Genomic DNA, 20,209 nt, shown 5'->3' on the forward strand with positions numbered 1-20,209 from the left:
TGTGCTTCTAGAGGTAGGATGTTAGGCTTCTACCGTTTCGCCTACCAATGCTTCTTTGATCTTCTTATTGAAGTTCGGAATATCATCGGGGTTGCGGCTGGTGATGAGGTTGCCGTCGACTACCACGGTTTCGTCGGACCATTTGGCGCCGGCGTTTTTCAGATCGGTTTTGATGCTGGGGTAGCTGGTCATGTGCTTGCCACGTACGAAGCCAGTTTCAATTAGCGTCCAGGGGCCGTGGCAGATGGCAGCTACGGTTTTGCCGGAACGGGCAAACTCGCCTACAAAATCTACCACGCTTTGCTCTACGCGCAGCTTATCGGGGTTGATCTGGCCGCCGGGTAGCACCAAGGCATCGTAATCGGCCACTTTCGCGTCGTCAATTACTTTGTCTACGTCTACTTTTTTGCCCCAGTCGGTTTTATCCCAGCCCTTGATGGAGCCGCTTTTCAGGGAAATGACGTCCACTTGGGCGCCTTCGTCTTCCAGAAATTTCTTCGGCTCAGTCAGTTCTACCTGCTCGAAGCCATCGGTAGCCAAGATGGCTACTTTCTTACCTTTCAATTTATCGCTGCCAAAAATGCTCATGGTCTAGGTGTTTTGGGTGGTACAGAGAATAATTACGGCACCGTTTTACGGCTATGCCGCTAGGTATTCAACGCAACCTGTACCAGGGGGTTAAGCATAAAATTTTGCCCTAGTACTCCCAAAACGCTATGCTACGTGTGCTTTACTCTTCGCCCTCGCGGCGCAACTGCTTCAGCTCCTTGCGTAACCGACGCACGCGCTCGTCAAACCCATCGGGGTCGTAGTCCACGTCCTCCACATCCAGCTGCTCCAGCATATCCATCAGGGCATCGGAATGGTCGGCGCGCACACCGCTGTCTACCCGCACAAAGGCCAGCTCCGACCACAGCACGGCTTTCAGGCGCAAGCCGTCTTCGTGCAGCATCTGCATCTCCACCACCAGGTTGGAGTTGTCGAAATGGATGAGCTGGGTGCGAATACGCACTACCTCGCCGTGGCGCGCCGGGCGCAAGTAGCTGATATGGTGCTTGGTGATAACCCAGCCCGCATTCTGCTGTTGGGCCAGTTGACCCAGGTTCAGGGCATAGTGCTGAGTGGTGTGGTCCTCGCGGGCATTAAGGAAATAGTCGAGGTAGCGGGCGTTGTTGAGGTGGCCCAGCATGTCGCAATCTTGCAGGTAGACGCGGTGGGTGCTTTCGGGAGTTTGGAGCAGGGCAGTGGGCATGTATTTGGCTGGTAGCTAGTAGCTGTTGGCTGTTAGCTTATGTTCTGACGATGGCAAGTCAGCTAGCTTTTGTTCTGGCAGCACCATACGGCAGTAGAAGCTCGGCAGCTGAATCAACTGGTTATTGAAGCAGTCGGACAAAAATGAACGAGTGCTGTTCTGCGTATGAAACAGTGCAAGTTGGTAAAAAAGCCAATAGCCAGCAGCTAGAAGCTAACAGCTACCCCTATCGAAACAACTCGCCCTGCCCGGTGGGGCGCTCGTGTTGCAGCAGCCATTTTTTGCGGTGCAGCCCACCGGCATAGCCCGTTAGCTGACCATTGGCTCCAATAATCCGGTGGCACGGGAGCACAATGCCCAAGGGGTTTTGTCCATTGGCTGCTCCCACTGCCCGCACCGCACCAGGGTTGCCCAATTGCCGGGCCAGATCGAGGTAGGAAGCCGTGCGGCCGTAGCCTACCCCCAGCAGTGTCGCCCACACTTGCCGCTGAAAATCAGTGCCTTTCTCGAAATGATACCTCAACTTAAATTCCCGCAGCTCGCCCGCGAAGTAGGCTTTGAGTTGGCAATGCGCCTCACGCAAGCATTCGGGCACTTCTGCTACGGGGGTAGGCGCCTGGCCATGCGGCTCGTCCAGAAAGGTCACCGCGGCCAGTCCAGCATCGGACCCACGCAAGCTCAGCAGGCCCAGTGGGGTAGAAAGGTAGGCTTCGGGCATATGGTGAAGTTGTGAGTTTTTGAAGTAAAACCGTCTGTCATCCTGAACGTAGCGAAGTGAAGGACCTTCTCACATGAGAACGATGAACGTGAAGACGAGTCGTTAACAAGCCTGTCGTTCTCGCGTGAGAAGCTCCTATACTTCGCTCAGTTGCGTTCAGGATGACAGACGGTTTTACTAACTATTCCACCATTCACCATCTCACCCCTACCCTTCAAACCGCGCCATGCCGCTCCAGAGGCGCTCGAACTCGCGGGCGTAGGGGCGCACGATGGCGGGGTCGTCGGTGATGAGCAGGTTTTCTTGATTGTAGTAGGCCGCCGAGCGCGTCCAGTTGTAGCTGCCGGTAAGCACCGATTGGTTGTCGGCCACGGCAAACTTGTGGTGCATGTGGTTCTCGGTGCGGTCAACGTGCACGTTGATGCCGGCTTTATGCAGCTGGCGGATGTCGGAGCCCAGGTCGTCGAGCTTTTCGTTGTCGGTGAGGATGCGCACGTGCACGCCGCGCTGGTGGGCTTCCAGTAGGGCGGCCGTCAGCCGGTCGTCGGCAATGGTGAACACGCACACGTCCAGCGTTTCGGATACTCGCCCAATGAAGCGCTGAATGGCGCCCGCGCAGTCGTCGTGCGGACTAAAGTGCACCTCGGCGTGGGGCGTGCGGGCAGGCGGGGTAGAAAGCGGAACGGGAGTAATCGAATGAGGCACTGCGGGTAGCAAATTCGGAGGTTAAGAAAAAGAAAGCGCCGGCTTGGGCTGCCGTCGGGGCCGAGCGGCCGCCACGGTGGCCTGCGCCTGCCGCAACGCCTCGGCCGAAGGCTGATCTAAGATACGTAACGGCGGGCCATCGGGCCGTAGCTCGGCATCCCACAGACCAGAACGGTGCCAGTTGTCGAGGAAGTCCCAGTCGGGCCGGTCGATGATGGGGTAGCAGCACACCCCCCACAGCGGCACGCCAGCTTGCAGCGCCTGGGCGCACTCCTGGCCAATGTAGTGCCACCACTTAGGCCGGTCGATGCCGGGGTGGCTGGTTTCGGTGAGCACCACGGGGCGGCCGTAACGGCGGTGGGCCATTTGCAATAACTTGTGCAAGGGCGTCCAGCGCGGGTTAGCCGGCGTATCGGCCCAACCAATGGTTTCGTGCGGGTCCAGCTGCCATTGGTTGTCGTAGTAGAAGTTGAAGCCGAGAATATCCAGGTACTCCTCGCGGCCGCCCAGCTCGGGGCACAAGCGCCCGGCCAGCATATCCACCGACTGAAACTGGTTGTTGGTGAACTCCACGCAGCGCTGGCGCTCGGCCCTACCCGCCCCCAAGCGCGGTACCACGTTGATAAGCGGCTCGGTGGTGAGAATCCGGATGCCGGGGTCGGCCTCACGCAGAGCGGCCACGCCTTCGATGTAGGCTCGCATCAGCCCGCGCTTCACCTCCCAGCCCTGCCCCACGCAGTAGGGCGAAGTACCGCGTACATCGCCTCCCAGCCACGACATAAAGCTCACTTCGTTGATGGGCGTCACAATCAGTTCGCCTTCAGGGCGCTGCTGGCGATAGAAGTCCACAAAGGCCCGGCACAGGGCCGCAAAGCGCCGCGCAAACATGGGGTGCAGGGGCGTGAGGTCGTCGGGGTAGCCAAAGTGGCATAGGTCCCAGATCTGCTGCACGCCCAAGCGCTGCCCCACTTCCAGCATCGCTTGCACGGTGCTCCAGTCGTAGTGGTAGGGCGTGGTTTCAATCTGACTCCAGCGAATACCTTCGCGCACCGTCTGCATCTGAAACTCGCGTTGAATGTCCTGATAATCTTGCTCTATCAGTTGCAAATGCCCGGTGAGGGGTAGGAAATCGACACGGTGGCCGAAGGCGTTCAGCTGATCCGTACACTCGTAACCGGCCATCCAGAACGATTGAAAAGGAGAAGTAGCGGCGTGGTCGTAGGGTTGCATGGGCGTAGGAGTTTGGGTAGTGGTGAGATGGTGAGTAGTGAAATGACTACTCACCATCTCACCATTTACTGCGGCGAACCGCTGATTTCGGTGGTGCGATGCTTCTGTCCAAGGGACTTGGCTTCGATGAAAATGCGCTTGAACTCGGGGTATTTCTCCCGGATATCATCTTGTAAATCGTCGATGGCTTGCTCTATCTCTACCGCATTCAGGTCGCGGCGGAACTGCACGTCGAGGGCCAGGATAACATCTTCGGGGCCAAGGTAGGACGTGAGTGGTGGGCGCACTTGGTCTACGGTATCGCGCTGACGGGCAATCTGTAGCAAGTCGTTGAGGGTGTCGCGGTCCACGCCTTCGCCAATGAGTAGGCCTTTGGTTTCACGAATCAGGAAAATGGCCACGCACACCAGCAGCAGCCCTATGCAGATGGAGGCGGCCCCATCGAGGTAGGGGTTGTTGAGCGCATGCCCGAAATACACCCCCAGCAGGGCGATGACCAAGCCAATAAGGGCTGCGAAATCTTCCATCAGGATGGCAAATACCGAGGGGTCTTTGCTGCGGCGTAGCGAAGCTACCCATCCTACAGTGCCCCGGCTTTTGTTGAACTCCCGCATGGCAATCAGGAAAGACGTACCCTCAAACAGGATACCCAACGCCAGCACCCAGTAATTCCAGGTAGGGTCGGTGATGGGAGCGGGTTCTTTAATGTGGGCAATACCTTCGTAGATAGACATGCCGCCGCCCACCGAAAACACCAACACGGCCACAATCAACGACCAGAAATACAGCTCTTTGCTGCGCCCAAACGGAAACTCTATAGAGGCCGGCTTTGTGCTTTGGTGCAAACCGTAGAGTAGCAGCAAGCCATTGCCGCTGTCTACCAAAGAGTGAATACCTTCCGACAGCATAGCCGAGCTACCCGTGAAATAAGTAGCTACAAACTTGGCAATAGCAATGGCGACATTGGCCCCGATGGCCCCGTAAATAACTAATTTAGAAGAAGATTTTCCGGCCATAGAAGAGGGATATACCTCTTCCTTACGGTGGGGCTCAGGGCAAGGTTAAGAACGCCTAGTCTGCACATGCGCCGCGAAGGAGCTGGATCGAAAGCAAAAATGCTGCTGGTGCTGGTGCGGCCCGTGCAAACGCACGCTATGGCAAACATTTCGGCGCGGCGCGGCTTTCTACCCTCGTTACGCTCCCTCTCCGCTGCTTATGGCTCACCTCGACTCCGACACCCCTACCCCAGTTCCTATGTTGCAGCGCCGCCTTGGCTTGGTACAGGCCACCGCCCTCAACATGATAGACATGGTGGGCATTGGACCATTCGTCACCCTACCCTTGGTTATGGGCTTTATGGGACCCAACTTTCTGCTGGCCTGGCTAGTAGGCGCCGCCCTGGCCGCCATCGATGGCTTGGTCTGGAGCGAACTGGGTGCAGCCTACCCCGAGGCCGGCGGCAGCTACCGCTTTCTTAAACTGGCCTATGGCGAGCAGAAGTGGGGTAGGCTGATGTCGTTTCTTTACGTCTGGCAAACCCTGATTCAGTCTCCGCTAGTGCTGGCCTCGGGTGCCATTGGCTTTGCGCAGTACTTCGGCTACCTCGTGCCCCTCACTGAGTGGTGGCAACCAAAGCTGGTGGCTGGCAGCGTGGTACTGCTGCTTATTGTGCTGCTCTACCGCCGCATCGAGGACATCGGCAAGCTGGGCGTGGCGCTGTGGGTAGGCGTGCTGGCGCTCATGGGCTGGCTGATTTTCGGAGGCCTCACGCACGCTCATCATTCGGTGGCCGTGCTGCCTAGCGGGGGCGTGCCAGCCTTACCGGGCCTGCTGCTATCGGGGGCCATGGGCCACGCCGCCGTCAACGCTATCTACTCTTACCTCGGCTACTACAACGTGTGCCATTTAGGGGCTGAAATTAAACGGCCAGAAAAGGTGATTCCGCGCAGCATTTTCCTGAGTATCGTGGGTATTGCGGGGCTGTATTTGCTGATGAACTGGAGCGTGGGCACCGTTATTCCGTGGCAGGAAGTACAGAGCTGGCAAAGCGGCGCTGGCGATAAATCGCAGTTCATTGTGAGCGTGTTTGTGGAGCGACTGTATGGGCCGGCCGCCGCCACAGTAGCCACGGCCATGGTGCTGCTGGTGGCCTTTGCCTCGCTGTTTGCCGTGCTGCTGGGCTACTCCCGTATTCCTTACGCCGCCGCCGCGGATGGCGAGTTTTTGCCTGTGTTCGGCAAGCTGCACCCTACCAAACAGTTTCCATACGTTTCGTTGCTGCTGCTAGGCGGCGTGGGCTTCGTCTTCAGCCTACTGTTTCGGTTGGGCGAGGTGATTGCGGCCATTCTAGCCATGCGTATTCTAGTGCAGTTTGTGGGCCAGGCTGTAGGGCTGGTGCTGCTACGGCGGCGGCGCGGCACGGCAACGCTGCCGTTTAAGATGCCGCTTTACCCACTTCCCGTTGTTCTGGTCATTCTCGTGTGGCTGTTCGTGTTTGTGGGCATTGCACCGGTGGCGGTGGAATGGGGCGGGGTCCGGTTCAACCTCTATTTTCAGGTGGCCGCCCTGGGTATGATGGCCCTGGGCGCGGTGGCGTTTCTGCTTTGGAGCCGTCAGCAAAAGCGGTGGCCATTTATTAAGTAGGGCTGCCTATACTTGTGGAACGTTTTGTAAGCTTGTCTTCTCAAAGCGCCTGTCATCCTTCATCTGGCGTCCGCCCGCGAAGGACCTTATGTCAGTTAAACGATTATCGTATAAGCGGCTCGTTCTGGCGTGAGAAGGTCCTTCACTGCGTTCAGGATGACAAACGATTTCATATCCCTACCTATCCCCATTCATGAAGCTACTGTATACCCTCCTGTTCTCCCTATTAAGCCTTACCACCTTCGCCCAAACCACTACCGATTTCGTACCCTGGAGCGCCAAGCACCACCTCACTGCCCAGGATTTTGGCGTGAAGCTGAAGAAAGAAACCATCGGTAAGGCTGAGTTTCAGCTTACTACCGAAACGCGTACCAACCTCTACACCAAGCAAAAGCGCACCATCGTGCGCAACGGTTTAGTGCGTTCCAAATCCAGCATCAATCCGGCGCATAACGTGGCCCAGCAGCTCCGCTTTCAGCAAACGTTGTTCGACATCACCGAAATATACGCCCGCAAGCTGCGCCAGCTGATGCCCGCCACGCCTACGGCCGCCCCTACCCCTACCTCAGCCAAAACCGACCCGGCCGCCCAAATGATAGCCGCCGCCGCCAAGCGCCGCCAGCAGTATCGCCTCCAGACTGCCAACAGCACCATTGCTGCTAAGCAGGCCCAATGGGAAAAGACCATTCAGAAGGAATTGGCGGCATTGCAGCAGTTTGCGTTACCGGAGTAGGTGTATTCATAATACTGCCATTCCGAACTGGTCGAGGAATAACGGTCTGGCTACTAACTGGCAGCCCGTACTACCCTACCCACTTCTCGTAGCAGAAAAACCGCAGCCCCGGCCGAAATTCTAAGGTGATTTCGCCAGCGAAGCGGTAGCCCAGCTTCGGAAAAAGACGTTGAGTGGCTTGGTTTTCGGAGTTGGTATCTACGCGTAGCACGCGCAAGCCGTGCTGCCGGGCCAATTCCTCGGCTTTTTGTAGCAGCGCCGCGGCCACGCCCCTACCCTGCGCGGCTGGGTCTACGGCCAAGCGGTGCGTTACGAGGGCTGGCTCGGTTATATCCCACTCGGCTTGGGCATACTCAGCGTCCTGGTCGTTGTGGGTGAGGGCAGCAATGCCGGCCAGCTGCCCATCCAGTTCCGCCAGCCACAGGTGCTGTCGGGCAATGTCTCGCTGAAACACGGCTTCGTTGGGGTAGGAAGCTTCCCATTGAAAATTACCGGCCGCATTCATCAGCGGCACCACCCGACGGATAAGGGAGAGGATGGCGGGAATATCGGCAGGGGTAGCAAGGCGAAGCGTCATACGGCAAAAATAAAGCAGTCCGCCCAATCATCGTTTCTGATGAGTAGACGGACCGCCATAGCGTTTATGCAATCAACTACCCACGCCGCAGCACTTCGGCTGCTTCCTTCGCGAAGTACGTCAGGATGGCGTCGGCGCCGGCGCGCTTGATGCTGGTCAGCACTTCCATCATGGTTCTCTCGCCATCCACCCAGCCTTGCTGCGCGGCGGCTTTCACCATGGCATACTCGCCCGATACGTTGTAAGCCGTCACGGGTAGGGTGGTGTTATTCCGCACTTCCCGAATGATGTCGAGGTAGCTGAGGGCGGGTTTCACCATCACCATATCGGCGCCTTCCTGCTCGTCGAGGACCAACTCGCGCAGGGCTTCGCGGCGGTTGGCGGGGTTCATCTGGTAGGTTTTCTTATCCCCGCGTTTGGGGGCCGAGTCCAGCGCATCGCGGAAGGGACCGTAGAAAGCCGAGGCGTACTTGGCCGTGTAGCTCATGATGCTCACGTTGGAGAAGCCGTTTTTGTCCAGCACGTCCCGAATCCAGGCTACGCGGCCGTCCATCATGTCGGAGGGCGCAATGACGTCGGCACCGGCGCGGGCCTGGGCCAGGGCCATCTGGCCGAGCACTTCCAGGGTAGCATCGTTGAGAATCTCACCCGACTCGGGGTCTACCACGCCGTCGTGGCCGTCGCTGGAGTAGGGGTCCATGGCCACGTCGGTCATCAACACCACTTCCGGAAACTGCCGCTTGATGTCGGCCACCGTGCGCAGGTACAGACCGTTGGGGTTGGCCGATTCGCGGGCCAAGCGGTCTTTCACGGCATCTTCCAAGCCTGGGAAAGGAGCGAAACTCTTGATGCCCAACTCCACACAACGCCCGATTTCGTCAATCAGCCGGTCGGGCGAGTACCGATGAATACCGGGCATCGACTTCACTTCTACCTCTTTATTCTGTCCATCAATCATGAACAGCGGATAGATAAAATCGTGAACCGACAGCGTAGTTTCCTGCACCAAATCGCGGATTACCTGAGACTTGCGGTTACGGCGCGGGCGGTGCGTGGGGATAATAGACATGCGAACGTGAGGTTGATTTAACGTGAAATAACAACCTGCGGCCCGTAAAGTTCGGACGCTGACACTAACGACGTCTTATTCTTACAGCTGGAACAGCTCCTGAATGGCTTCCAGCCAAGCGTGTGGTCCCAGCAACCCGCGCATGAAGAAGTAGTAGCCTAGCAAGCCTACTACGATACCCGCAAAAATGCCTATTCCGCCGCCAATCAATAGGCCGCCTACGATGCCGGCGGCTACTAGCACCACGCCTAGGGCTACCAGCCAGGGGTTACCTTCGGTTTCGTCCTGCGGGTGCCGCAGACGAAACGGTTGCCGGCGTGCCCGCCGAATTTGAGTGATTTCTTCCGACTTCGTAACTGGCCGGGCTAATTGCAAAGCGCGCGGCGCACGGTTTGTGGCCAGAAATTGCGCTCTTGCTGAAGCAAGCTTCTGCCGACTACGCGTGCCCACGAGCGGTAGGGTAGCAGTTAGCAGTGCCGTACTATCGGGGGTAGTAGATAGCACAGTAAAGGCCGAATCGGTGGTAGATGGGCACGGTGAGGAGTAGGCAGTCGTTTCCGGCAGCAGCACTTTCTGCTCGCTCTGGCAACCCGCCAATAGCAGTACCGGCACTAGCCCACAACCCCATAGAAATGCCTTCATCATAAAGTAAGTAAACCGTCAGCGGCGGGCCAAAGATACGCAGGCTGCGTCAGTCAAAAGAGGACAACCTATTCAGAACGCCAAAATCACCTTTTCTATTACGTCGCAGGCCGCGTGCAACTGCTTTTCCGAAATCACCAGCGGCGGCGCGAATCGGATGATGTCGCCGTGGGTGGGCTTGGCCAGCACGCCTCGTTCCATCAGCGACACGCACACGTCCCAGGCCGTGCGACCGTCGGCGGCGGGCTGAATGACCACGGCGTTGAGGAGACCTTTGCCGCGTACCTCCGTTACCACCTTAGGGCGCTGCTGTTGCACCTGGCGCATTCGCTCCCGAAAGATTTCGCCCAGCCGGGCAGCATTTTCAGTGAGTTTTTCGTCGAGCAGCACGTCCAGCGCCGCCCGCAGTACCACCGAGGCCAGTGGGTTGCCGCCGAAGGTAGAGCCATGTTGGCCGGGCTGAATGGTGAGCATCACCGCATCGTCGGCTAGTACTGCCGATACAGGTAGCACGCCCCCGCTCAGGGCCTTGCCCAGCACCAGCACATCGGCGCGCACGTCTTCATAATCAGTAGCCAGCAGCTTGCCCGTGCGCCCCAACCCCGTTTGAATTTCGTCAGCAATAAACAGCACATTGTGCTTGTGGCACAGCTCGTAGGCCTTCTTCAAATAGCCTTCTGATGGTACCACTACCCCGGCTTCTCCCTGAATGGGCTCTACCAGAAAAGCGCACACGTGGCGGTTTTGCACGGCGTCGGCCAGGGCGTCCAGATCGTCGTAGGGCACTACCTGGTAGCCGGGCACGTAGGGGCCGAAGCCACCCGTGCTGTCGGGGTCGGTGGAGAAGGAGATAATGCCGGTGGTGCGGCCGTGAAAGTTGTGCTCAGCTACAAGGATAACGGCCTCGTTGGGGGCAATGCCTTTTTGCTCGTATCCCCACTTGCGCGCCAGCTTCAGGGCGGTTTCCACGGCTTCGGCCCCGGAGTTCATCAGCAGCGCTTTATCGTAGCCAAACAGCTCACACAGCTGCTTTTCCGCCTCGCCCAATTGGTCGTTAAAGAAGGCCCGCGACGTGAGCGTGAGGCGCTTAGCCTGCGCCGTAAGGGCCCCAATGATGCGGGGGTGGCAGTGGCCCTGGTTCACAGCCGAGTAGGCCGACAGGAAGTCGTAGTATTCCTTGCCCTCCACATCCCACAATCGCGCGCCCTCGCCCCGTGTGAGCACCACTGGCAGCGGGTGATAGTTATGAGCGCCGTATTGGTCTTCGAGCTGCATCAGCTCTTGGCTGCGGGTGGTGGAGGTTGTGGTCATGGGTAGAAATCAGGTGGTTAGTAGCATACGAGGTTTATTGCGCAATGGCTTTATGCTGCGGGGCTTACCGGGGTAAAGAATCCAGGAGCTTGCCCACAAAGTTGCCTTCCTCGCTGCCGTCGGGTAGGGAGATGGTCCAGTCGAGCACAGCTTTTTCGGGAAAGGTGATTTGCTGACCCTGCGTGAAGCTCTGCACGGTGAGCAACTCATTGGCGATGATGCCCTGCACCGTTTTGTTCGACCACTCCCGCACCCGTATAAACACTTGCTCGAAAGTGCCGTCGGCATCGTAGAGGCGCGTGGTCAGAAACAGAACGTGCTCCTGGGGTAGCCCTTCCTGAAAGCGCTTTTTTACGCCGGGTAGGGTGGTGCGGGCTTGCTTCACGGCGCTGGCAATCTGCGCATCAAACTCTCGCAGGCGCCGGGCTGCATCGGTAGAGGCGAAGGCCAACGGCTGGTCGGTAGGCGCGTGGGCCGAGAGTGGCGCATAGTTGACAGGCCTTTGTTGTGCCCGCGCCGCCGGTGCAACAGCCGCCAGCAAACCAACCAACAGCGCAAAACGAAATAGTACGGTTGCGGTCATGTGCAATAATAAAACGTCTTCTCCCAAGCTGATACGTCCCGAATCAGCCTCCAAACTAGCAACGATGCGCTAAATGCGGATGGCTGTAGCCTCGGGCCGGTAGCCGACGTATCTTTGTTGTTCCAATGTCTACTACCCCTCTACCCCTACAGCCCGGCGACTACTACTTTACGCCCGAAGGCCTGATGGTGTTTACGGAACAGTATCACCGGCGGCGCGGCACCTGCTGCAAAAGCCGCTGCCGACACTGCCCCTGGGGCTACGGGCGCGAGAAAAAGTCTTCTCCGACGGACTCTGTCGGCAGCTAACCATCTATTTTTCAGCACTCCGGTTTGCTTTTCTCGGATAAATACCGATCTTTGCGTCCCTTTTTCTGACATAGAAACCTCTAAGTTCCTCAATATCATGGCCCGAGTTTGTGATCTGACCGGCAAGCGTACCCGTGTGGGTAACAACGTTTCGCACGCCAACAATAAGACCAAGCGTAAGTTCTACCCCAACCTGCAAAAGAAGCGCTTTTATATTCCGGAGCAGGACGCCTGGGTTACGCTGAAAGTAGCGGCTTCTACCATCCGCACGATCAACAAGAACGGCATCATGTCGGTGCTGAAGAAGGCCAAAGAGCAGGGCTTCATCGTTTACTAGCTTTATCAGCGGCTGCTACGTGCCCGTTGCGGGTGCCCGGTTACGGGACTTGTGATGGGAAGCCTACCCCGGAATTAAACAAAGGCTATATTCTTTATAGTCTGACTGTTTGACAATTCCGGAAAAGGCAGTACCTTTGCAGTCCTTAATCCAAAAACAACAGTCGAGATGGCTAAAAAAGGAAACCGGGTGCAGGTAATCCTGGAGTGCACCGAGCACAAGACCTCGGGTCAGCCGGGCACCTCGCGCTACATTACCACGAAGAATCGTAAGAATACCCCCGAGCGCATCGAGCTGAAGAAGTTCAACCCCGTGCTCAAGAAGATGACCGTTCACAAGGAAATCAAATAACCTGAGCAATGGCTAAGAAAGTAGTAGCAACCCTGAAAGTATCGGGCGGTAAAGACTGGGCGAAAGTGATTCGCGCCGTAAAATCCCCCAAAACTGGTGCCTATACCTTCCGCGAAGAGATGGTGCTGGTTGACAAAGTGCAGGAGTATCTGGCTTCGGGCACCAAGTAATTTGGCGCCACTTGTGGCTACCCAACCAACGTGAAGAAGTCCCGCCAACCGTGGGACTTTTTTGTGTTGTAGGGGCGCGTTGCACGCGCCCGTCGTTGAATTGTTGACTGGCGGGCCGTTGTGCTATTGATTACCGTTCCACGACGGGCGCGTGCAACGCGCCCCTACATATCGCCACCCCCCTATGGGACTTTTCGACTTTTTCAAAAAGGATAAAGAGAGCAAAGAGCAGCAGCAGGCGCTGGACGAAGGGTTGCAAAAGACCAAAACCAACTTCTTCGACCAGCTCAGCAAGGCCGTGGTGGGTAAAAGCACCGTGGACGAAGCCGTACTCGACGACTTGGAAACGCTGCTAGTACATGCCGACGTAGGCATCGATACTACTGTGAAGGTGATTGACCGCATCGAGAAGCGTGTAGCCCGAGATAAATATGTGAGCACCGGCGACCTGGACCGCATTCTGCGCGAGGAAATTGCCGGGCTGCTGATGAACAATAAGTCGGGCTCTCTAGCCTTACTCGACCGCCCCGACAACACCGGCCAACCCTACGTGATTATGGTGGTAGGCGTGAACGGCGTAGGCAAGACTACCACCATCGGCAAGCTGGCGCACCGTTTTCACAGCGCCGGTAAGAAGGTGGTACTAGGCGCTGCCGATACCTTTCGGGCGGCGGCCGTGGACCAGTTGATCATTTGGGGTGAGCGGGTAGGCGTGCCGGTGATTTCGCATGGCATGAACACCGACCCCGCCTCCGTGGCCTATGATGCCGTAAAGAAAGGCGTGGAAATGCAGGCCGATGTGGTGATTATCGACACCGCGGGCCGCCTGCACAACAAGGTGAACCTGATGAACGAGCTGAGCAAGATCAAGCGCGTGATGCAGAAGGTGATTCCCGACGCGCCCCACGAGGTCCTACTCGTGCTCGACGGCAGCACCGGCCAGAACGCTTTCCTGCAAGCCAAGGAGTTCACCAAAGCCACCGAGGTATCGGCCTTGGCCATCACCAAGCTCGATGGCACGGCCAAGGGTGGCGTGGTCATCGGCATTTCGGACCAACTGAACGTGCCGGTGCGCTACATTGGGGTAGGCGAGAAGATGACGGATTTGCAGCTGTTTGACAAGCACACGTACGTCAACTCGCTGTTTAGCAAGAAATAAAGTCGATTTGTCATCCTGAGCGGAGCGAAGGACCTTCTCACGTTGAACGATTGTCGTTGTTACGCCAGTTGTGCAACGTGAAAAGGTCCTTCGCTCCGCTCAGGATGACAAATCGCAATATCAAGTAAGCATGAAAGTAAGAGGCCAAAAAGCCAATAAGGTCAACGTGATTACCCTGGGCTGCTCCAAGAATCTTGTCGATTCGGAGGTGCTGATGGGACAGTTGCGCGCCAACCAGTTTGATGTGACGCACGAGGCGGAAACCAACGACGCCAACATCGTGATTGTGAACACCTGCGGCTTCATCGATAATGCCAAGCAGGAAAGCATCGATACCATTCTGCGCTATGCCGACGAGAAGGAGGCCGGCCGCCTGGATAAGCTCTACGTGATGGGCTGCCTTTCGCAGCGCTACAAGGACGAGCTGGAGGTAGAGATTCCGCAAGTGGATGCCTACTTCGGTACGCTGGAAATGCCCCAGCTGATGAAGAAGCTGGAAGCCAACTATCAGCACGAGCTAGTAGGCGAGCGGTTGATTACCACACCGTCGCACTACGCCTACTTCAAAATTGCCGAAGGCTGCAACCGGCCGTGCTCATTCTGCGCCATCCCATTGATGCGCGGCAAGCACACTGACCGATCTATTGAGGACTTGGTGCGCGAAGCCAAGCGTCTGGCTAGCATGGGCACTAAGGAACTGATTCTCATTGCCCAAGACCTGACCTACTACGGCCTGCAAGCCTACGGCGAGCGGAAGCTGCCTGACCTGCTGCGCCACCTCTCCGATGTGGAGGGCATTGAGTGGATTCGGATGCAGTACGCCTACCCTTCGCAGTTTCCAATGGAGGCTCTGACGGTGATGGCTGAGCGCGACAACATCTGCAAGTACCTGGATATGCCCTTGCAGCATATTTCGGATAATATGCTGAAAACCATGCGCCGTGGCATCAGCAAGCGCCGCACCATTGAGCTGGTGGACACCATGCGCCAGCGTGTGCCGGACATTGCCCTGCGCACTACCCTCATTGCCGGTCACCCCGGCGAGACGCAGCAGGATTTCGAGGAGTTGTACCAGTGGGTAGCCGATACCAAGTTTGACCGCTTGGGCATCTTCACCTACTCGCACGAGGAAAGCACCCACGCTTATACGCTGGAAGACAACGTGCCTGCCGAGACGAAGCAGGACCGAGCCGACCAGATTATGGAGCTGCAACAGGGCATTTCGCTGGAGCTGAATGAGCAGAAGGTGGGCCAGACCTATAAGGTGTTGTTTGACCGCAAGGAGAGCGGCTACTTTGTGGGCCGCACCCAGTACGACTCGCCCGAGGTAGACAACGAGGTGCTGGTGCCCGCCACCCCCGATACCCACGTACGCTTGGGCGACTTTGCCCACGTGCGCATCAACGAGGCATCGGACTTTGACTTGTACGGCCAGTTGGTGTAGCAGACACTCTGCTACCATGAAATATTTGCCGCTCGGCCAACGCGCCGAGCGGCTTTTTTATGCCCTTCTCAAAACTCCTACCCTACTTATGGGTTAGAGGCAGATGCAGGTGTGTTGGCCGCTTTATGGCAGGTCAGCTTTTTTCTCAAACTTGCGCCCGCCCTCATTCGTCATTATGCCTGTCCACACGCTTTCGTACGCTGCTACCGGTGCTTTCTCGTCGTTACTTACAGACTACCTGAACCAGGAGTCTACCTTGCAAGCGTTCTACCACCGTTTCCCGACCCTGGAGAATTTTGCGGCGCAACTAAAAGAAAAGCAGGCAGCCTACTCGCCCGAAGCCCGACAACGGCTGGTAGAGGCTTTGCGAGAGCAATACACCGGCCTGGAGGTACATCCAGCAGTGCAGGCTAGTATTGACTTACTGGCAAAAGACACCACGTTCACCATCACTACCGGCCACCAGCTCAACCTGATGACCGGGCCGCTGTACTTCATCTACAAGATTATCACGGCTGTTAAGCTGAGCCGAAAGCTGAAAGAGCAGTACCCGCAATACGATTTTGTGCCGGTGTACTGGATGGCCACGGAGGACCACGATTTTGCTGAAATCAATCATTTTCAGCTGTTTGGTAAGATGTACTCCTGGCAAGCCCCCGAAACCGGCGGTCCGGTAGGACGCTTGAGCCTGGAAGGGCTGCCGGAGCAGTTCCTCGACCAGCTGCCGGCCGACGTACCCGCCCTCTTCCGGGAGGCTTACGAGCAAGCCTCTACCCTCACCGAGGCCACGCGTCGCCTCACGCACGCGCTGTTTGGTGAGTTTGGCTTGGTGAGTATGGATGCCGACACGCCCGCGCTGAAGCAGGCATTGGTACCGGTGATAGAAAAGGAAATTCAGGCGCAAGCCTCGCACCGCGCCGTGCAGGCCACCAATGCCGATCTGGAAGCTGCCGGGTATTCCCCGCAGGTGTATTCGCGCCCACTTAACCTGTTTTATATAACAGAGACCGGCAAGCGCGAACGACTGGAGGCCGACGAGGCCCGCGGCTGTGTAGCCGTACTGAACACCGACCACTGTTATAGCCAGGAAGAACTACTCGACCTGGCACACCAACAACCGGAGCGGTTCAGCCCAAACGTGGTGCTGCGGCCTCTGTATCAGGAGATCTTGCTGCCCAACCTGTGCTACATTGGCGGCGGCGCGGAGGTGGCCTACTGGTTTCAATTAAAGCAGGTATTTGCCGAGTATCAGGTGCCTTTCCCGATTGTGCTGCTGCGCAACTCGGGGCTGTATATCAGCAAAGCTAATGCGGGCAAGCTGCGCAAACTGGGCCTTACGGCTACGGATATCTTTCAGCCCCTACCCGAGCTGAAGAAGCAGGTGGGCGCTGCTTTGGGGCAAGAAGAAGTGAGTCTGGCCGAGCAGCAGCATACATTAGAGGAAGCGTTTAAGCAGATAAAAGCACTGGCCGAGCGCCTCGATCCTACCCTGGTGAAAGCCGTGGCCGCCGAGGGTAGCAAGGTAGCCAGCAGCGTGGCGGGGCTGGAAAAGCGCCTTTCGAAAGCCGCCGAAGCCAGGCACGAAACGTCTTATTCTCAACTAAGCGGCCTCAAAGACAAGCTCTTCCCCGACGGCGGCATGCAGGAGCGTACCGACAACGTGCTGAGTGTCTACATCAACAACCCAAACTTTTTACAGCAGCTCCTTGATACGTTTGAGCCGCTGGCGCTGGAGTTTACGGTGTTGGAAGAAGAGTAGAATGAGTTAGGGGCAGCTCGTAACCCCTTATTTCACCATCTGATTTTGAAGGAGCTTTTCTATTTCAATGTTGTGCCTGCTAACAACAGGCGGCCGCAAGCCGCCCCTACCCTACCGCCTCGCATATGCTGAAAGCCGAACTTCGCCGTACCGCCTCAGCCGCGCGTCGTGCCTTGCCTGCGGCCGAGGTAGCACGCCGTAGCGCAGCACTGCTCCAACAGCTACAGCAGCACTTCGAGATGGCGCAGTGGCGCTGGCTACACGTCTCTCTGCCCGCTGCCCGGCAGCACGAGCCGGATACGTGGCCTATCATTCGTTGGCTGTGGGCCGAGCATCCGGCTGTGCAAGTGGCGGTGCCGGTAGTGCAGGCCGATGGCGTTACGCTACGCCACTACCACCTCAACCCCGACACGCGTCTAGTAGAAAGCCGCTGGGGTATTCCTGAGCCCGTCGGTGCGGCCGAGGTAGCGCCTGCCGCCATTGATGCGGTGTTGCTGCCCTTGCTTGCCTTCGATGAGCGGGGCCAGCGGGTAGGCTATGGCAAAGGCTTCTACGACCGTTTCTTAGCCGAGTGCCGGCCCGAAACCCTGCGTATCGGTATTAGCCTGGAACCGCCGGTACCGCAGATTACCGATGTGTGGCCTGGCGACATGCCCCTGCACGCCTGCCTCACGCCGGATCGGGTCTGGTTGTTTTGAAAGGTAGCACACATAAGCGCTGGCAGACAATAGCATAGGTGCAGTGCAATACTGCTATATTCATTGGCGTTGGCGGAGTATCCATTCACCTCAACCACTACAACGCTATGGCCGACATCCAACCAGCCGCCCCTGCTAAAAATGGTAAGCCCCGTGCTAAAAAAATGGCCTTTCGTCTCGACATGACGCCGATGGTAGACCTGGCCTTTCTGCTACTCACCTTTTTTATGCTGACCAGCACGTTCAGCAAACCCAACGTTATGGAACTGGCTATGCCCGCGAAAGGTCTGGGTACTGATGTACCGGGTAGCAAAGCGCTTACGCTGATTTTGGGTAAGCACAACCAAGTGCATTACTTCTATGGCGTGAACGAGACCGGCACCGCCGCCGCGCCTACCCTCCATACCACAGACTACAGTGCCCATGGCCTCCGGCAGGTATTGCTGACTCTACAACGCCAGCAGACTGGTGCTGTTGTCCTCATCAAATCCGAACAGGAATCGACCTACGGCAACTTGGTAGACGCCTTGGATGAAATGAACATCACCAGCCAGAAGAAATACGCCCTCGTCGACCTTGACCGTAACGACCGGGCTCTTTTGCAGCAGAACAGCTTGTAAACAGCCCCCTCACAACACCTCCGCTTTTGCGATGCGTGCCTGCCCCCAAGGAGCAATACTGACGTGCACCAGCAACGCGTGTGAACCTTTCTTATTCAGCGCTTTCACCTGGTTTTCCGGCGCGTAGTAGCGTTCCAGACCATAGCGTAGGCGCAGGGTACGACGACTGCTGCCCACTACCCAACCGCGCAGGATCACCTGATCGGGGGGTAGGGTGCTTGGTTCCTGGTTGTAGACGCGCACGGCGGCGTAGGCATTGCCCTGGGCACGCAGCGCCACATACACCGGCTGGCGGCGGCGCGGCTTATTGGCTTCCTGCCACAGCGTGAGGGGTAGGTAGGTGATGCCGTAAGTCAGGCGCAGGTGGTCGCGCTCCAGCAGGTCGCGGGGGTTGACGGGGGCCGTGCGCAGCTGCACCGTGCGGCCGTAGGCGGTAGTGGCGTAGCCAGCCGCCGCCACCGCCACAATGAACAACAGCTGCGCGCCCACCAGCAACAGCAGCCACAACCGACGATTGGCAGGGGTAGGAAGAACAGGCATACGCTACAGCTTTTCGGGTGGTGCGGCCGGCGCGGTGGTTTGCACGGCCCGCCGGCGCAGGTACCAGCTCAGGCTCAGCAACAAAATGCCCCCGAGCAGGAAAAACAACGATTTGTCCATGAAGCCCCACGTGAGCTTGAAGTAGGCCACAGCGGTAGTGAGGATAAACAGTACTGTGCCCAGCGTCACGCGGTCGGGGTTTTGCTCTTGGTGGGCACGCCAAAGCAACGTGCCGGTGTAGGCATAGAGTACTACCAGCGCTGCCACGGCCAGCGGCAGGCCAGCATCGAGGTAGAAACCGGGCAGCAGCAGCAGCCAGTCGGTGGCGCTGCCCAAACGGCCCCGCGCCTTTTTGCCCAGCAACGACAAGACCAGCACTGCCCCCAGCGCCGCCAGGTAGGCCAGCAGGGGTGGCCGCAGGCGGTCGGTGTAGCTGCCAGCTTCCCCAAAAATGGCCAGCCCCAGCACAAACAGAAACGCCGCCACCAGGGGCGGCCCCTGCAACGCCCTGCCCGCCGGGCGGTCGGCCTGCCAGTCGCCGAACGTGTAGATGAGCATGGCCGCCACAAAGAACCAGGTGATTTTGATGTGCAGCACGCCAATGAGCAAGCCGGCTTGCCAGAGCAGGCCGGTCGCTAGCACCGCACCCAGCAAGGCATCGGGGTAGCGCCACCAGTAGTAGCCCAGCGTGAGAGCCGTGAAAACGGCTGTAGCGTAGCTGAACGCGCCCAGCGCCTCGGTGTTGTAGCCCTGCACAATGCCGCCGATGGCCACCGTCATCACAAACAGTAGACGCGAGCGGTAGAGGTAGGTGAGACCTACTCCCGCCACGCCCCAGGCCACCAGGCCCGTTACGTCGTAGCCAATGAGCTGAAACATCTGGCTGGTGAGGATAATGCTGGTGCCAAATAAAATCAGCCCCAGCCCCACCAAGCCCATACCCAACTGCGTGTTGCCACGCCGCCGGAAATATTCGCCCGCCACGTAGCTCCCCGCCACCGAGCCCAGCAGAATCCCGAAGCGCACCAGTAGCGGCAGCTCCTGCCAGTTGGCGGCAATCAGGCTTAGGGCGCTCAGCAGCACCAGCAGGCTCCCTAGCAACGGCAGTAGCCCAATAGCTTTATCATCAACGGGATACAATGCCAGCAGCCGCTGCTCCTGCTCGGTGGTAATAATACCTTGTTCCACCCATTTCGGGCCTTCGACTTCAATAATCTTACGACTCATAGCTTCTGCAATATGGGCAGAAGGAAGGATAGAGTATCTAGAAAAGTGATTTATAATAGTAAAGCTGTTTTAGCAAGTAGATGGTCCTCACAGCTGTCATCCTGAGCGCAGCGAAGGACCTTCTCACGCGTGA

At 57.7% G+C, this 20,209-nt stretch carries 24 protein-coding genes; 11 read left to right on the forward strand and 13 right to left on the reverse strand.

Going from position 1 to position 20,209, the window contains the following annotated elements:
• Positions 1–21: 21 nt before the first annotated feature.
• The 6 genes from J4D97_RS05765 to J4D97_RS05790 all read right to left on the reverse strand — a co-directional run bounded on the left by J4D97_RS05765 (position 22) and on the right by J4D97_RS05790 (position 4,921).
• Entirely contained in the window at positions 22–588 is a 567-nt protein-coding gene (locus J4D97_RS05765; RefSeq protein ID WP_208306753.1) for a type 1 glutamine amidotransferase domain-containing protein, read from the reverse strand.
• Between the two features lie 142 nt (positions 589–730).
• Positions 731–1,252: an acyl-CoA thioesterase gene (locus J4D97_RS05770; RefSeq protein ID WP_185281691.1), complete on the reverse strand. Its 522-nt coding sequence runs from the start codon at positions 1,250–1,252 to the stop codon at positions 731–733.
• A 226-nt stretch (positions 1,253–1,478) separates the two neighbouring features.
• Positions 1,479–1,970, reverse strand: a complete 492-nt coding sequence (locus J4D97_RS05775) for a methylated-DNA--[protein]-cysteine S-methyltransferase (protein WP_185281692.1) — start codon at positions 1,968–1,970, stop codon at positions 1,479–1,481.
• 207 nt (positions 1,971–2,177) lie between these two features.
• Positions 2,178–2,675, reverse strand: coding sequence for a phospholipase D-like domain-containing protein (locus J4D97_RS05780; protein WP_208306754.1), 498 nt, complete (start codon positions 2,673–2,675; stop codon positions 2,178–2,180).
• Between the two features lie 21 nt (positions 2,676–2,696).
• Positions 2,697–3,905, reverse strand: a complete 1,209-nt coding sequence (locus tag J4D97_RS05785) for an amine oxidase (protein WP_208306755.1) — start codon at positions 3,903–3,905, stop codon at positions 2,697–2,699.
• 65 nt (positions 3,906–3,970) lie between these two features.
• Positions 3,971–4,921, reverse strand: a complete 951-nt coding sequence (locus tag J4D97_RS05790) for a cation diffusion facilitator family transporter (protein WP_185281695.1) — start codon at positions 4,919–4,921, stop codon at positions 3,971–3,973.
• Between the two features lie 199 nt (positions 4,922–5,120).
• Between J4D97_RS05790 and J4D97_RS05795 the strand changes: the two genes are divergently transcribed.
• On the forward strand, positions 5,121–6,548 hold the full coding sequence (locus J4D97_RS05795; protein ID WP_208306756.1) for an APC family permease: 1,428 nt from the start codon (positions 5,121–5,123) through the stop codon (positions 6,546–6,548).
• A gap of 193 nt (positions 6,549–6,741) precedes the next feature.
• Positions 6,742–7,281 carry a hypothetical protein gene (locus J4D97_RS05800; RefSeq protein ID WP_208306757.1) on the forward strand — a complete coding sequence of 180 codons (540 nt, stop codon included), beginning with the start codon at positions 6,742–6,744 and terminating at the stop codon, positions 7,279–7,281.
• A gap of 70 nt (positions 7,282–7,351) precedes the next feature.
• On the opposite strand, the gene J4D97_RS05805 is transcribed toward J4D97_RS05800, so the two are convergent.
• From J4D97_RS05805 to J4D97_RS05825, 5 genes are all read right to left on the reverse strand, one after another.
• Positions 7,352–7,858 carry a GNAT family N-acetyltransferase gene (locus J4D97_RS05805; RefSeq protein WP_208306758.1) on the reverse strand — a complete coding sequence of 169 codons (507 nt, stop codon included), beginning with the start codon at positions 7,856–7,858 and terminating at the stop codon, positions 7,352–7,354.
• A 76-nt stretch (positions 7,859–7,934) separates the two neighbouring features.
• Positions 7,935–8,927 (reverse strand): porphobilinogen synthase, encoded by a 993-nt coding sequence (hemB, locus tag J4D97_RS05810; protein WP_185281699.1) that lies wholly within the window; start codon positions 8,925–8,927, stop codon positions 7,935–7,937.
• An 81-nt stretch (positions 8,928–9,008) separates the two neighbouring features.
• Positions 9,009–9,572, reverse strand: a complete 564-nt coding sequence (locus J4D97_RS05815) for a hypothetical protein (RefSeq protein ID WP_208306759.1) — start codon at positions 9,570–9,572, stop codon at positions 9,009–9,011.
• 69 nt (positions 9,573–9,641) lie between these two features.
• Positions 9,642–10,880, reverse strand: a complete 1,239-nt coding sequence (rocD, locus tag J4D97_RS05820; RefSeq protein ID WP_208306760.1) for an ornithine--oxo-acid transaminase — start codon at positions 10,878–10,880, stop codon at positions 9,642–9,644.
• Positions 10,881–10,944: 64 nt separating this feature from the next.
• Positions 10,945–11,463: a DUF2314 domain-containing protein gene (locus tag J4D97_RS05825; protein ID WP_185281702.1), complete on the reverse strand. Its 519-nt coding sequence runs from the start codon at positions 11,461–11,463 to the stop codon at positions 10,945–10,947.
• Positions 11,464–11,588: 125 nt separating this feature from the next.
• Between J4D97_RS05825 and J4D97_RS05830 the strand changes: the two genes are divergently transcribed.
• The 9 genes from J4D97_RS05830 (at position 11,589) to J4D97_RS05870 (ending at position 18,309) form a co-directional block, all read left to right on the forward strand.
• A complete protein-coding gene (locus J4D97_RS05830) occupies positions 11,589–11,771 on the forward strand; it encodes a DUF5522 domain-containing protein (protein WP_185281703.1) in 183 nt (60 codons plus the stop codon).
• 97 nt (positions 11,772–11,868) lie between these two features.
• Positions 11,869–12,108, forward strand: a complete 240-nt coding sequence (gene rpmB / locus J4D97_RS05835) for a 50S ribosomal protein L28 (protein ID WP_110976335.1) — start codon at positions 11,869–11,871, stop codon at positions 12,106–12,108.
• A gap of 168 nt (positions 12,109–12,276) precedes the next feature.
• On the forward strand, positions 12,277–12,459 hold the full coding sequence (gene rpmG, locus J4D97_RS05840) for a 50S ribosomal protein L33 (RefSeq protein WP_185281704.1): 183 nt from the start codon (positions 12,277–12,279) through the stop codon (positions 12,457–12,459).
• An 8-nt stretch (positions 12,460–12,467) separates the two neighbouring features.
• Positions 12,468–12,629, forward strand: a complete 162-nt coding sequence (locus J4D97_RS05845) for a DUF4295 domain-containing protein (RefSeq protein ID WP_185281705.1) — start codon at positions 12,468–12,470, stop codon at positions 12,627–12,629.
• Positions 12,630–12,813: 184 nt separating this feature from the next.
• Entirely contained in the window at positions 12,814–13,788 is a 975-nt protein-coding gene (gene ftsY / locus J4D97_RS05850; RefSeq protein ID WP_185281706.1) for a signal recognition particle-docking protein FtsY, read from the forward strand.
• Positions 13,789–13,918: 130 nt separating this feature from the next.
• Positions 13,919–15,232 carry a 30S ribosomal protein S12 methylthiotransferase RimO gene (gene rimO / locus J4D97_RS05855; protein ID WP_185281707.1) on the forward strand — a complete coding sequence of 438 codons (1,314 nt, stop codon included), beginning with the start codon at positions 13,919–13,921 and terminating at the stop codon, positions 15,230–15,232.
• A 175-nt stretch (positions 15,233–15,407) separates the two neighbouring features.
• Positions 15,408–16,991, forward strand: coding sequence for a bacillithiol biosynthesis cysteine-adding enzyme BshC (bshC, locus tag J4D97_RS05860; RefSeq protein WP_208306761.1), 1,584 nt, complete (start codon positions 15,408–15,410; stop codon positions 16,989–16,991).
• A 125-nt stretch (positions 16,992–17,116) separates the two neighbouring features.
• Positions 17,117–17,689, forward strand: coding sequence for a 5-formyltetrahydrofolate cyclo-ligase (locus J4D97_RS05865; protein ID WP_208306762.1), 573 nt, complete (start codon positions 17,117–17,119; stop codon positions 17,687–17,689).
• Between the two features lie 107 nt (positions 17,690–17,796).
• Positions 17,797–18,309 (forward strand): ExbD/TolR family protein, encoded by a 513-nt coding sequence (locus tag J4D97_RS05870; RefSeq protein WP_208306763.1) that lies wholly within the window; start codon positions 17,797–17,799, stop codon positions 18,307–18,309.
• Positions 18,310–18,318: 9 nt separating this feature from the next.
• Here J4D97_RS05870 and J4D97_RS05875 read toward each other — a convergent pair whose 3' ends face one another.
• Positions 18,319–18,849 carry a GDYXXLXY domain-containing protein gene (locus tag J4D97_RS05875; protein ID WP_208306764.1) on the reverse strand — a complete coding sequence of 177 codons (531 nt, stop codon included), beginning with the start codon at positions 18,847–18,849 and terminating at the stop codon, positions 18,319–18,321.
• A 3-nt stretch (positions 18,850–18,852) separates the two neighbouring features.
• Positions 18,853–20,076: a DUF2157 domain-containing protein gene (locus J4D97_RS05880; RefSeq protein ID WP_208306765.1), complete on the reverse strand. Its 1,224-nt coding sequence runs from the start codon at positions 20,074–20,076 to the stop codon at positions 18,853–18,855.
• Positions 20,077–20,209 lie beyond the last annotated feature (133 nt).

Source organism: Hymenobacter defluvii, from assembly GCF_017589435.1.
In the GTDB taxonomy this organism is placed as follows: Bacteria; Bacteroidota; Bacteroidia; order Cytophagales; family Hymenobacteraceae; genus Hymenobacter; species Hymenobacter profundi.

What these genes read in the sequence shown, in the direction of transcription:
- rimO (WP_185281707.1), top strand. Translation starts at nt 13,919, where the DNA reads ATGAAAGTAAGAGGCCAAAAAGCCAATAAGGTCAACGTGATTACCCTG.
- J4D97_RS05800 (WP_208306757.1), top strand. Translation starts at nt 6,742, where the DNA reads ATGAAGCTACTGTATACCCTCCTGTTCTCCCTATTAAGCCTTACCACC.
- J4D97_RS05765 (WP_208306753.1), bottom strand. Translation starts at nt 588, where the DNA reads ATGAGCATTTTTGGCAGCGATAAATTGAAAGGTAAGAAAGTAGCCATC.
- J4D97_RS05825 (WP_185281702.1), bottom strand. Translation starts at nt 11,463, where the DNA reads ATGACCGCAACCGTACTATTTCGTTTTGCGCTGTTGGTTGGTTTGCTG.
- J4D97_RS05795 (WP_208306756.1), top strand. Translation starts at nt 5,121, where the DNA reads ATGGCTCACCTCGACTCCGACACCCCTACCCCAGTTCCTATGTTGCAG.
- J4D97_RS05775 (WP_185281692.1), bottom strand. Translation starts at nt 1,970, where the DNA reads ATGCCCGAAGCCTACCTTTCTACCCCACTGGGCCTGCTGAGCTTGCGT.
- J4D97_RS05785 (WP_208306755.1), bottom strand. Translation starts at nt 3,905, where the DNA reads ATGCAACCCTACGACCACGCCGCTACTTCTCCTTTTCAATCGTTCTGG.
- J4D97_RS05845 (WP_185281705.1), top strand. Translation starts at nt 12,468, where the DNA reads ATGGCTAAGAAAGTAGTAGCAACCCTGAAAGTATCGGGCGGTAAAGAC.
- rpmG (WP_185281704.1), top strand. Translation starts at nt 12,277, where the DNA reads ATGGCTAAAAAAGGAAACCGGGTGCAGGTAATCCTGGAGTGCACCGAG.
- rpmB (WP_110976335.1), top strand. Translation starts at nt 11,869, where the DNA reads ATGGCCCGAGTTTGTGATCTGACCGGCAAGCGTACCCGTGTGGGTAAC.
- J4D97_RS05830 (WP_185281703.1), top strand. Translation starts at nt 11,589, where the DNA reads ATGTCTACTACCCCTCTACCCCTACAGCCCGGCGACTACTACTTTACG.
- J4D97_RS05865 (WP_208306762.1), top strand. Translation starts at nt 17,117, where the DNA reads ATGCTGAAAGCCGAACTTCGCCGTACCGCCTCAGCCGCGCGTCGTGCC.
- J4D97_RS05880 (WP_208306765.1), bottom strand. Translation starts at nt 20,076, where the DNA reads ATGAGTCGTAAGATTATTGAAGTCGAAGGCCCGAAATGGGTGGAACAA.
- bshC (WP_208306761.1), top strand. Translation starts at nt 15,408, where the DNA reads ATGCCTGTCCACACGCTTTCGTACGCTGCTACCGGTGCTTTCTCGTCG.
- J4D97_RS05790 (WP_185281695.1), bottom strand. Translation starts at nt 4,921, where the DNA reads ATGGCCGGAAAATCTTCTTCTAAATTAGTTATTTACGGGGCCATCGGG.
- J4D97_RS05875 (WP_208306764.1), bottom strand. Translation starts at nt 18,849, where the DNA reads ATGCCTGTTCTTCCTACCCCTGCCAATCGTCGGTTGTGGCTGCTGTTG.
- J4D97_RS05770 (WP_185281691.1), bottom strand. Translation starts at nt 1,252, where the DNA reads ATGCCCACTGCCCTGCTCCAAACTCCCGAAAGCACCCACCGCGTCTAC.
- J4D97_RS05805 (WP_208306758.1), bottom strand. Translation starts at nt 7,858, where the DNA reads ATGACGCTTCGCCTTGCTACCCCTGCCGATATTCCCGCCATCCTCTCC.
- hemB (WP_185281699.1), bottom strand. Translation starts at nt 8,927, where the DNA reads ATGTCTATTATCCCCACGCACCGCCCGCGCCGTAACCGCAAGTCTCAG.
- ftsY (WP_185281706.1), top strand. Translation starts at nt 12,814, where the DNA reads ATGGGACTTTTCGACTTTTTCAAAAAGGATAAAGAGAGCAAAGAGCAG.
- J4D97_RS05815 (WP_208306759.1), bottom strand. Translation starts at nt 9,572, where the DNA reads ATGATGAAGGCATTTCTATGGGGTTGTGGGCTAGTGCCGGTACTGCTA.
- J4D97_RS05870 (WP_208306763.1), top strand. Translation starts at nt 17,797, where the DNA reads ATGGCCGACATCCAACCAGCCGCCCCTGCTAAAAATGGTAAGCCCCGT.
- rocD (WP_208306760.1), bottom strand. Translation starts at nt 10,880, where the DNA reads ATGACCACAACCTCCACCACCCGCAGCCAAGAGCTGATGCAGCTCGAA.